This window comes from Streptomyces uncialis (assembly GCF_036250755.1).
Classification (GTDB): Bacteria; Actinomycetota; Actinomycetes; order Streptomycetales; family Streptomycetaceae; genus Streptomyces; species Streptomyces uncialis.
Genome location: NZ_CP109583.1, coordinates 487,244 through 499,089 on the forward strand (window position 1 = coordinate 487,244; position 11,846 = coordinate 499,089).

The 11,846-nt window shown below is 74.6% G+C and carries 1 protein-coding gene; it reads right to left on the minus strand.

Annotated features, from left to right (window positions below; all coding sequences use genetic code 11):
• Nucleotides 1–38 precede the first annotated feature (38 nt).
• Complete coding sequence (locus OG711_RS01840; protein ID WP_329558144.1) at nt 39–11,843, minus strand: SDR family NAD(P)-dependent oxidoreductase; 11,805 nt, start codon at nt 11,841–11,843, stop codon at nt 39–41.
• Between the last annotated feature and the right edge of the window lie 3 nt (nt 11,844–11,846).

Consider the following 11,846-nt stretch of genomic DNA (forward strand, 5'->3'; position numbering starts at 1 on the left):
GTCTCGGGAGGCTCGGGCAGCGCGGACAGGGCCCCGGGTCACGCGGATCCCAACTGCCTGTCGATGTAGTCGAAGACCTCGTCGTCGCTCGCCGACTCGATCCGGTCGGGAGCCAGATCGTGCGCGTCGCCCCCGTCCGTGGCGGGGGCGGGTGTCCCGCCGGGCAGCGGGCGCGACAGCACCTCCCGCAGCCGGGACGCCAGTTCGTCGCTGACGCCGTCCGGGGGCAGGGCCTCCAGCAGTGCCTCCAGGGTGTCGAGTCCGGCCCGGACCGCCGCGTCACCCGTCGGGCGTGCGGCCGTGGTCAGCGCCGTGAGATGGCGTGCCAGCGCCTCCGGTGTGGGGTGGTCGAACACGAGCGCGGGCGGCAGCCGCAGCCCGGTCGAGGACACCAGCCGGTTGCGCAGCTCGACCCCGGTGAGGGAGTCGAATCCGACTTCCTTGAACGGGCGTGCCGCGCGGATCAGGTCCGGTGAACTGTGGCCGAGCACCGCCGCGGCGTTCCCGCGCACCAGATCGAGCAGCGTCCGGTACAGCTCGGCCTCCGGGAGCGCGGCGAGTTGCTGTGCCATGGAGCGGGCGGGAGCCGCGGCGGAGGAGGCGGTGCCGGTGCGGGCGGGGCGTACCAGGCCGCGCAGCACGGCGGGCAGCCGGTCGTTCGCCCGCAGGGCGGACGGGGTGATCCTGGCCGCGAGCCGGTAGGAGTGCGGGGAGTTCAGTGCCGCGTCGAACAGGGCGAGCCCTTCGGCCGATGTCAGCGCGCCCGCCCCGGTGCCCCGGTCCCCGGTGACCCCGGCGGTCATCACGCTGCGCTCCTCCCACAGGCCCCAGCCGATGGACAGGCCCGGCAGCCCCTCGGCCCGGCGTTCGGTGGCCACGGCGTCGAGGACCGCGTTGGCGGCCGCGTAGTTCGCCTGCCCGGCCGCGCCGAACAGGGCGGCGCCCGAGGAGAACAGCACCAGGGCCGCGAGGTCGGAGTCCCGGGTCAGTTCGTGCAGGGCGAGTGCCGCGTCCGCCTTGGGCCGCAGGACGCGGTCGAGGCCGTCCGGCGTCAGACGGGCGATCGTGGCGTCGTCCAGGACTCCGGCCGCGTGCACGACGGCGGTCAGCGGATGTGTACCGGGCACCGCCGCGAGCAGGGCGGCGAGCGCGGTACGGTCGGCGACGTCGCAGGCGGCGACCGTCACCGCGGCCCCGAGGCCGGTCAGCTCCTCCACCAGTTCCGGCATTCCGGCGGCGGAGCCGCCCCGGCGCCCCGCCAGCAGCAGATGCCGGGCGCCGTGCGCGACGACCAGATGCCGGGCCAGGATTCGTCCCAGGGTGCCGGTGGCCCCGGTGACCAGGACGGTGCCCTCGGGGTCCAGCGGCGCGGGGAGCAGCAGGACGTTCTTGCCGACCCCCCGGGCCTGGCTGAGCGAGCGCAGGGCGGCGGGGGCACGCCGGATGTCCCAGCCGGTGACGGGCAGGTGATGGAGCGCACCGCGCTCGAACAGGTCCAGGATCTCGGCGAGCATCTCTCCGATGCGCTGGGGACCGGCCTCCATCAGGTCGAACGCCCGGTAGCGCACACCGGGGTGCTGCCGGGCGACCGTCGACGGGTCGCGGATGTCGGTCTTGCCGAGTTCCACGAACCGGCCGCCGTTCGGCAGCAGTCGCAGACCCGCGTCGACGAACTCCCGCGCCAGGCTGTCCAGTACGACGTCGACGCCCTGTCCGGCGGTGGCCGTGAGGAAGGAATCGGCGAAGTCGGTGGTGCGGGTCGAGGCGATATGGGTGTCGTCCAGTCCGTTCGCGCGCAGTACGTCCCACTTGGCGGGGGCGGCGGTCGCGAACACGCGCGCCCCGGCGTGCCGGGCCAGCTGGACCGCCGCCATGCCGACGCCGGCCGCGGCGGAGTGGACCAGTACGGACTCGCCGCGCCGCAGCCCGCCGAGATCGAACAGACCGTAGTGGGCGGTGAGGAACACCACCGGCACGGACGCGGCGCGGGCGAAGGACCAGCCGGCCGGTATCCGGGCGATGGTGCGGCGGTCGGCGACGGCGACCGGGCCGAACGCGCCCCCGAAGATCCCCATCACCCGGTCCCCGGGGGCCAGGTCGTCCACGCCGGGGCCGGTCTCGATGACGGTTCCGGCCCCCTCACTGCCCAGACCCTGCTGTTCGGGGTCGGGGTCCAGACCGAGCGTGGCGATGACGTCGTGGAAGTTGAGCCCGGCGGCGCGCACCGCGATCCGGACCTCGCCCTTGCCCAGCGGGGCGAGGGCGGCGGGAGCGGGCACCGGCGCGATGTCCTCCAGGGAGCCCCGGCCGTCGGTGGACAGCCGCCAGGCGGGATCGGCCGGCAGGGACAGCGTCCCGTCGGACCGGCCCCCGCGGACCAGCCGGGGCAGCAGCGGCGCCCCGGCCCGTAGCGCCAGTTCGGGTTCACCGCCCGCCAGTGCGGCGGGCAGCGCGCCCGCCGGTTGTTCACCGGCCCCGGCCAGGTCGATGAGTACGAAGCGGCCGGGATGCTCGGCGCGCGCGCTGCGCACCAGACCCCACAGGGCGGACTGGGCGGGGTCGACGGGACGGTCGGTCGGCCCCGTACGGACCGCGTCCGTGGTGAGCAGGGCCAGTCTGGCCGCGGCGAACCGCTCGTCGGCCAGCCACCGCTGGACCAGGGCGAGGCAACCGTGCGCGGTGGCGTGCACCCGGTCGGCCGGGTCGGGCAGGGCGGCGGTCGCGACCGTCGCGACGATCACCTCGGGGAGGGCGGTGCCCGACCCGAGGGCGGCGCCCAGGGCGTCGAGGTCCGGCCAGGAATCCGCGCCGGGGACAGCGCCGCCGAGGGCGGCCCAGGTCGGGGCGGGGCCGTCGGCCCGGGTGGTGGCCGGTGTCCAGTCGAGGTGGAACAGCAGATCGGCGTGGGCGGCGGCGGACAGCGGTCCGCCGGGGGCCGGGGGCCGCAGAAGCAGGGACTCCACGCCGAGCACCTGCTGACCGGCCAGGTCATGGGCGGAGAGGGTCACCGCGTCCGGGGCGTCGGCGGTGAGCCGCACGCGCAGGGTGGTGGCCCCGGTGATCCTGCTGGTCACCCCGGTCCAACTGAACGGCAGCCGGGCCCGGCCGTCCTGATCGGGCAGCAGCGCGGCGATCTGGAGGGAGGCGTCCAGCAGTGCGGGGTGCAGCACGCATCCGGCGGCGTCGGCGTGCTGCGGCTCCGGCAGCACCACCTCGGCGAACACCTCGCCGTCGCGGAGCCACGCGGCGCGAAGACCACGGAAGGCGGGGCCGTAGTGGTAACCGGCTTCCGCGAATCGCTGGTAGAGGTCGTCGGTGTCCACGGGCTCGGCACCGGGCGGTGGCCAGCTCAGCAGACCGGCGGGGGACACGGCCCCGGCCGTGTCCCCGGCGGGCTGGGGCGCCAAAGTGCCGCTGGCGTGCTCGGTCCAGGGCGAGTCGGCTTCCCTCGCGGCGCGGGCGAACACACTGAGCCGTCGTCGGCCGTCACCGTCGAACGCTCCGACCCGTATCTGTAGCTGAACGGCTCCCTCGTCCGGCATCACGAGCGCCGACCCGAGGGTGAGTTCCTCGACCACGGGGCAGTCCGCCTCGGCCGCCGCGCGCAGCGCTAGTTCGAGAAAGGCCGTGCCGGGGAACAGCACGACGCCCGACACCGCGTGGTCGGCCAGCCAGGGATGGGTCTCCAGCGACACCCGGCCGCTGAGCAGCAGCTCATCGGAGTCCGCGACCTGCGTCGCCGCGCCGAGCAGCGGGTGCCCGGTCGTGGCGAGTCCCGCCGACGCGACGTCCCAGCTCGTGGTCGGAACGTCGAGCCAGTAGCGCCGGCGTTGGAAGGCGTACGTGGGCAGCTCCACCCGCCGGGCCCCCGGGAACGCCCCGGACCAGTCCACCTCCAGCCCCCGCACATATCCCTGACCGAGCGAGTGCAGCAGCCGTTCGAGGCCGCCTTCCCCGCGCCGCAGTGTCCCCAGCACCGCCGCCTCCACACCCGCGGCCTCCACCGACTCCCCCACCGCCACCGCCAGCACCGGATGCGCACTCGGCTCCACGAAGAACCGGAACCCCTCCCCCAACAACGCACGCGTCGCCTCCCCGAACCGCACCGTCTCCCGCAGATTCCGGAACCAGTACGAAACGTCCAACGACGCCGTGTCCAACCAGCCACCCGTCACCGTCGAGAAGAACGGCACCGAACCCGACACCGGAGTGATCCCCGCCAGATCAGCGAGAAGCTGCTCACGAATCTCCTCCACATGCGCCGAGTGAGAGGCATAGTCCACCTCGATACGACGCGCCCGTATCCCCTCCTGAACCAACTGCTCGACCAACTCGGCGACCGCGTCCGCGTCACCCGACACCACCGTCGACGACGGACCATTCACCGCCGCCACCGACAACCCGCCGTCCCAGGAAGCGATCCGCTCCCGCACCTCATCCACCGGCAGCGGCACCGACGCCATGCCACCCCGGCCCGCCAGCGCACCCACCGCACGGCTGCGCAGCGCCACCACCCGCGCCCCGTCCTCCAACGACAGACCACCCGCCACCACAGCCGCCGCGATCTCACCCTGACTGTGACCCACCACCGCATCCGGCACCACACCGAACGAACGCCACACCTCCGCAAGCGACACCATCACCGCCCACAACACCGGCTGCACCACATCCACCCGGGCCAGCACCCCCGACCCGCGCAACACCTCCGACAACGACCAATCCACATACGGCGCCAACGCCCGCTCGCACTCAGCCATCCGCCCCGCGAACACCACCGACCCGTCCAACAACCCCGCAGCCATCCCCACCCACTGCGAACCCTGACCCGGGAACACCAACACCGAACGACCCGACACCACCCCACCAGCACCGGTCACCACACCCGCCGCGGGCAACCCCCGCGACAACGCGCCCAATCCGTCGGCGAGCTTCTCCGCGGTGCCCACCACCACCGCACGGTGTCCCAGGGCGGTACGGCCCGTGGCCAGGGAGAACGCCACGTCGTCGGCGGAGACGTCCGATCCGTCACCGAACTCGGCCAGCAGTGCCGCCGCCTGGGCGCGCAGCGCCTCGGGGGTGCGCGCCGAGAGCAGCCAGGGGACGGCGGTGGGCGCGGTGTCCGGCGGGCCGGGCCGGTCGGTCGGGGGCGTCGCGGGGGCCTGTTCCAGGATGACGTGGGCGTTGGTCCCGCTCACTCCGAAGGAGGAGACACCGGCCCGGCGCGGACGTCCCGTGTCGTCCCACGCCCGGGCTTCGGTGAGCAGCTTGCCGGCCCCCGCGGACCAGTCGACCTCCGGTGTCGGACCGTCCACGTGCAGGGTCTTCGGCATCACCCCGTGCCGCAGCGCCAGCACCGACTTGATCACTCCGCCCACACCCGCCGCCGCCGAGGTGTGCCCGATGTTGGACTTCAACGAGCCGATCCACACCGGGCGTTCGGCGGGGCGCCCCTGTCCGTATGTCGCGAGCAGCGCCTGGGCCTCGATCGGGTCGCCCAGGGTCGTGCCGGTGCCGTGCGCCTCCACCACGTCCACCTCGGACGCGACCAGTCCCGCGTCCGCCAGCGCCGCACGGATCACCCGCTGCTGCGACGGACCGTTCGGCGCCGTCAGGCCGTTGCTCGCGCCGTCCTGGTTCACCGCCGAACCCCGCACCACCGCCAGCACCGGATGCCCGTTGCGGCGCGCGTCCGACAGCCGCTCCACCAGCAGCATGCCCGCGCCCTCACCGAAGGCGGTGCCGTCGGCCGCCGCGGCGAAGGACTTGCATCGGCCGTCCGGGGCGAGACCGCCCTGGCGGCTGAACTCCACGAACAGTTCGGGGCTGCACATCACGTTGACACCGCCGGCCAGGGCCATGGAGCACTCGCCGGATCGCAGTGCCCGCACCGCGAGATGCAGGGCCACCAGCGACGACGAGCACGCGGTGTCCACCGTGACCGCGGGGCCCTCCAGTCCGAAGAAGTAGGCCAGGCGGCCGGAGACGACGCTTCCCGAGTTGCCGGTGCCGAGGAATCCCTCGACGTCCTCGGGGATGTAGGGCAGCAGGCGTGCGGCGTAGTCCTGCTGCATCAGCCCGACGTACGTTCCGACGCGAGCGCCGCGCAAGGTGGACGGGTCGATGGCCGCGCGCTCGAACAGTTCCCAGCTCGTCTCCATCAGCAGTCGTTGCTGGGGGTCCATCGCCAGCGCCTCACGCGGCGAGATGCCGAAGAACTCCGCGTCGAAGTCGGCCGCGTCGTGGAGGAATCCTCCGTCGCGGGTGAGGGAGGTGCCGGTCCGGTCGGGATCGGGGTCGTACAGCGTGTCCAGGCCCCAGCCGCGGTCCGTGGGGAATCCGGAGATGCCGTCGCGGCCCTCGGCCAGCATCCGCCACAGATCCTCGGGCGAGCGGACACCGCCGGGGAAGCGGCAGGCCACGGAGACGATCGCGATTCGGTCGTCGTCCGCGTCCTGGTCCCGGCCGGTCGCCGCGGCGGGTGGGGCGGGGACCGGGGCGGACACCGTGTCCGTCAGTCCGGTCCGCAGGAAGTCCGCGAGCGCCGTCGGCGTCGGGTGGTCGAACACCAGGCTCGCGGGAAGCCGCAGACCGGTGGCGGCGGTCAGGCGGTTGCGCAGTTCCACCGAGGCCAGCGAGTCGAATCCCAGTTCGCGGAAGGCCCGTCCGGGGTCGAGGGCGTCCGGGGAGGCGTGGCCGAGGACCGATGCCGCGTGGGTGCGGACGAGTTCGCCCAGCAGCCGTGTCCGTCCGGCGGCGTCGAGTGCCGCGAGACGCCGCCGCAGCGCGTTGTCGTCGGCCGTCGTGTCCGCGGTGGCCGACGCCCGGCGCGGTGGTGTGCGTACGAGACCCCGGAGCAGCGGCGGCAGTGTGCCGTCCGCCGCCGCGGACCGCAGGGCCGTGGTGTCGAGGCGTATCGGCACCAGGGCGGGACGGTCCACGGTGAGGGCGGTGTCGAAGAGCGCGAGCCCCCGCTCGGTGGAGAGCGGCGGCATCCCGGAACGGGCGACGCGTCGCACATCGGCGTCCTCCAGGTGGCCGGTGAGGGCGCTGGGCTGCTCCCACAGGGTCCAGGCCAGGGACTGACCCGGCAGTCCCGCCGCCCGGCGCTGTTCGGCGAGGGCGTCGAGGAAGGCGTTGGCGGCAGCGTAGTTGGCCTGTCCGGGGCCGCCGAAGGTGCCCGCGGCCGAGGAGAAGAGGACGAAGTGCGCGAGGTCCAGGTCCTGGGTCAGCTCGTGCAGATGAAGGGCGGCGTCGACCTTGGGGCGCAGGACGCCGTCCACCCGTTCGGGGGTGAGTGCCGTGACGACGCCGTCGTCGAGGGTGCCGGCGGTGTGGACCACGGCGGTCAGCGGATGGTCGGACGGCACGGCCGCGAGCACGGCCGCGAGGGCGTCCCGGTCGGCGGCGTCGCAGGCGACGATGTCGGTCTCGGCCCCCAGTCCGGTGAGTTCGGCGCGCAGTGCCCCGGCGCCCGCGGCGGCCGGACCGCGGCGGGACAGCAGCAGCAGCCGCCGGACGCCGTGCCCGGTGACCAGGCGGCGGGCGACATGGGAGCCGAGGAGGCCGGTGCCTCCGGTGATGAGGACCGTGCCGGTCGGGTCGAGTGCCCGGACGGGTGCGGACGGTCCGTCCGGCTCGCTCCTGGCGATCCTGGCCAGCCGGGGCACCAGGACGTCCTCGCCCCGTACGGCAGACTGCGGTTCTCCCGAGGCGAGGGCCGCCGCGACGCCGGCGGAGGTGCCGTATTCGTCGCTGGGGTCGAGGTCGAGCAGGGCGAAGCGTCCCGGATGCTCGGACTGGGCGGAGCGGACCAGGCCCCAGAGCGCGCTGTGCGCAGGGTTGCGCACGGCCTGCCCGGCGCTCACCGCGCCCCGGGTGCGGAACACCAGGCGTGATGCGTCGAAGCGTGCGTCGGTGAGCCAGGTCCGCACGTCGGCGAGGGCCTGGTGGACGGTCGAGCGGACCGTCTCGGCGGGGCCGCCCGCGTCCTCGTGCTCCGCGCAGGCCAGCAGTACCGTTTCGGGCACCGGCGCCCCGGCGTCGACCTCGGCGACCAGCGCGGCCAGGTCCGCGGTGACGTGGACCGGTGCTCGGGTCCCGCCCGGTTGCGCGGCGACCCACTCCACCTCGTACAGGTCCTGGTGACGCCGTGTACCGGGGCGGCCGGTGGCGGGTTGTCCGGTGCCCGCGGGCCGGAGCACCAGCGCGTCCACCGTCGCCACGGCGCGGCCGGTCGGGTCGGTGACATGGAGCGCCACCGCGTCGGGTCCCGCCGGGGTGAGCCGGACGCGGATCGCCCCGGCGCCGGTGGCGTGCAGGGTGACACCGGTCCAGGAGAACGGCAGCCGTCCCCCGGGGTGGGCGTCCGCGCCGGGGGTGCCGGGCAGTCCGGTGGCGTGCAGGGCCGCGTCCAGCAGCGCCGGGTGGAGGCCGAAGCGGTCGGCGTCGGGGGCGGGCCCGGCCGGCAGGACGGCTTCGGCGAACGTCTCGTCGCCGCGCCGCCAGGCCGCTCGCAGGCCCTGGAAGGCGGGACCGTAGACGAATCCGCCGGCCGCGTAGCGGTCGTATAGTCCGTCGAGGGCGATGGGCTCGGCGCCGGGCGGCGGCCAGGGCGCCGGTTCGCCGTCCGTGGCGCTTTGCGCGCGGTCCTCGGCCAGTACGCCCTCGGCGTGCCGGACCCACTCGTCGTCGTCCGGGTCCTCGCCGGTGGGTGTGTCGGGCCGGGAGTGCAGGCTGAGCGGGCGGCGTCCCCGGCGGTCGGGTGCGCCCACGGTGAGCCGCAGTACGGTCCCGCCCCGCTCGGGCAGCACCAGGGGGGTTTCGAGGGTGAACTCCTCGACCCGGGGGCAGCCGACGCGGGCTCCGGCCTGGAGCGCGAGTTCCAGGAAGGCGGTTCCCGGGAGCAGCATACTGCCCTGGACCGCGTGGTCGGCCAGCCACGGGTGGCTGCGGGTCGACAGTCGGCCGGTGAGCAGCAGGCCGTCGCTGTCGGCGAGGACCACGACCGCGCCCAGCAGGGGGTGGTCCGCGGGGGTCAGTCCGGCGGAGGTGACGTCGGCGGCGGGCGCGGCGCCGTCCTCCAGCCAGTACGGATCCCGCTGGAACGCGTAGGTGGGCAGTTCCACCCGTCCGGGGCGGCGTCCGGCGAAGACGGTGTCCCAGTCCAGGGGCACGCCGCGCAGATGGAGTTCGGCCAGGGACTCGGTGAATCTGCGTGGTCCGCCCTCGTCGCGGCGCAGCGTGCCGACGGCTGTGGCGTCGGCGCCCGCGTCCTCGACGGTGTCCAGCATCGGGACGGTGAGGACGGGGTGGGGGCTGCTCTCCAGCAGTACCTGGTAGCCGTCCGCCAGCAGGGCGCGGGTGGCCTGTTCGAAGCGGACGGTGCCGCGCAGGTTGCGGTACCAGTAGTCGGCGTCCAGGGCGGAGGTGTCCTCCAGCGGTCCGCCGCTGACGGTGGAGTAGAACGGGATGCCGGACCGGCGCGGGGTCAGTCCGTCGAGCTGGGTGAGCAGTTCCGTCCGGATGTCCTCGACGTGGGCGCTGTGCGAGGCGTAGTCGACGGGGACCCGTCGGCTGCGGATGTCCTGGGCCGCCGTTCGCGCGAGGAACTCGTCCAGGGCGTCGGTATCGCCCGAGACGACCGTGGACGCGGGTCCGTTGACCGCGGCGACGGAGAGCCGGCCGTTCCAGGGGGCGATCCGTGCGGCGGCCTGTTCGGCGGGCAGTGCCACCGAGGCCATCCCACCGCGGCCGGACAGGGCGCGTATCGCCCGGCTGCGCAGTGCGACGACGCGGGCGGCGTCGTCCAGGGAGAGGGCGCCCGCGACGCACGCCGCCGCGATCTCCCCTTGTGAGTGGCCGATGACGGCGCCGGGGGTGACGCCGTGGGAGCGCCACAGCTCGGCCAGGGAGACCATGACGGCCCACAGGGCCGGCTGTACGACGTCCACCCGGTCCGCCGGGGGTGTGCCGGGGGCGCCGCGCAGGACGGCCTCCAGGGACCAGTCGACGAACGGCGCGAGGGCTCGTTCGCAGTCCGCCACGCGGGCGGCGAAGACCGGCGCGCGGTCCAGCAGCCCGACCGCCATTCCGGCCCATTGCGATCCCTGTCCGGGGAAGACCAGGGCGACCGCGCCGCCCGTTCCGGCGATGCCGCGCACCAGGCCGGGGGCGGGGGTGTCGGCCGTCAGGGCGTCGAGGCCGGCGCGGAACTCGTCCGGGTCGGCGCCGATCAGGACCGCCCGGTGCTCATGGGCGGCGCGGGTCGTCGCGAGGGCGTGGCCCACCTCGGCCGGGCCCGGCCCGGGGTGGGCGTCCAGATGGGCCCGGAGCTGTCCGGCCTGGGCGCGCAGGGCCTCGGCGGTGCGTCCGGAGAGCACCCAGGGCACGACGGGCGGCGGGGTGCCGTCGGCGGTGTCCCGGGTCTCCCGCGTCTCGTCGTCGCCCGCGGGCTCGGCCGGGTCGTCCGCCTGTTCCAGGACGATGTGGCCGTTGGTGCCGCTGACGCCGAACGAGGACACCGCCGCCCGGCGCGGCCGTCCGGTGTCCGGCCATGGAGTGCTCGCGGTGACCAGCCGCACCGCGCCCGCCGTCCAGTCGATCCGCGGGGACGGGTCCTCGGCGTGCAGGGTCGGTGGGACCGTGCCGTGCCGCATGGCCAGTACGGTCTTGATGACGCCGCCGACCCCGGCCGCCGCCTGGGTGTGTCCGATGTTGGACTTCAGCGAACCGAGGAGCAGCGGCTGCCCGTCCGTGCGGTCCTGCCCGTAGGTGGCCAGCAGGGCCTGGGCCTCGATCGGGTCGCCGAGCGGGGTGCCGGTGCCGTGCGCCTCCACGACGTCCACGTCGGCGGGGGTGAGTCCGGCGTTCGTCAGTGCCTGGCGGATCACCCGTTGCTGGGCGGGGCCGTTGGGGGCGGTGAGTCTGCTGCTGGCGCCGTCCTGGTTGACGGCGGTGCCGCGGATCAGCGCGAGGACGGGGTGCCCGTTCCGGCGGGCGTCGGAGAGGCGCTCCAGCAGCAGCGTCCCCACGCCTTCGCCCCAGCCGGTGCCGTCGGCGGTGGCGGCGAAGGACTTGCAGCGGCCGTCCCTGGCCAGACCGCCCTGCCGGCTCATCTCCACGAAGGGGACGGGTGTCGACATCACCATCGCGCCCCCGGCGAGCGCCAGGGCGCAGTCGCCCGCGCGCAGTGCCTGGGCGGCGAGGTGGATCGCGACCAGGGAGGACGAGCAGGCGGTGTCGACGCTCACCGCCGGGCCCTCCAGGCCGAAGGTGTAGGCGACCCGGCCCGAGGCGACGCTGTCGGAGCTGCCGTTGCCGAGGTAGCCGGCCACGTCGTCGGGGACCTGGCGCAGCCGTACCGCGTAGTCCTGGTACATCATCCCCGTGAAGACCCCGGTGCTGCTGCCCCGCAGTGACACGGGGTCGATCCCGGCCCGCTCGAACGCCTCCCAGGTGGTTTCGAGGAGCAGCCGCTGCTGCGGGTCCATGGCAAGGGCCTCGCGGGGGGAGATCCCGAAGAATCCGGGGTCGAAGTCCCGTACGCCGTCGAGGAATCCGCCCCGTGCGGCGTAGCTGGTGCCGTTGCGCAGCTGGTCCGGGTCGTCCAGGTGGTCCAGGTCCCAGCCACGGTCGTCGGGGAAGCCGGTGATCGCGTCGGTGCCGTCCGTGACCAGGCGCCACAGGTCCTCCGGCGACCGGACCCCGCCGGGGTAGCGGCAGCTCATCGCGACGACGGCGATCGGTTCGCGGCCCGCCGCCTCGGCCTCGGTCAGGCGCAGGCGGGTGCGGTGCAGGTCCGCCGTCACTCGCTTGAGGTAGTCCCTCAGCCTGTCGTCGTTCACCCT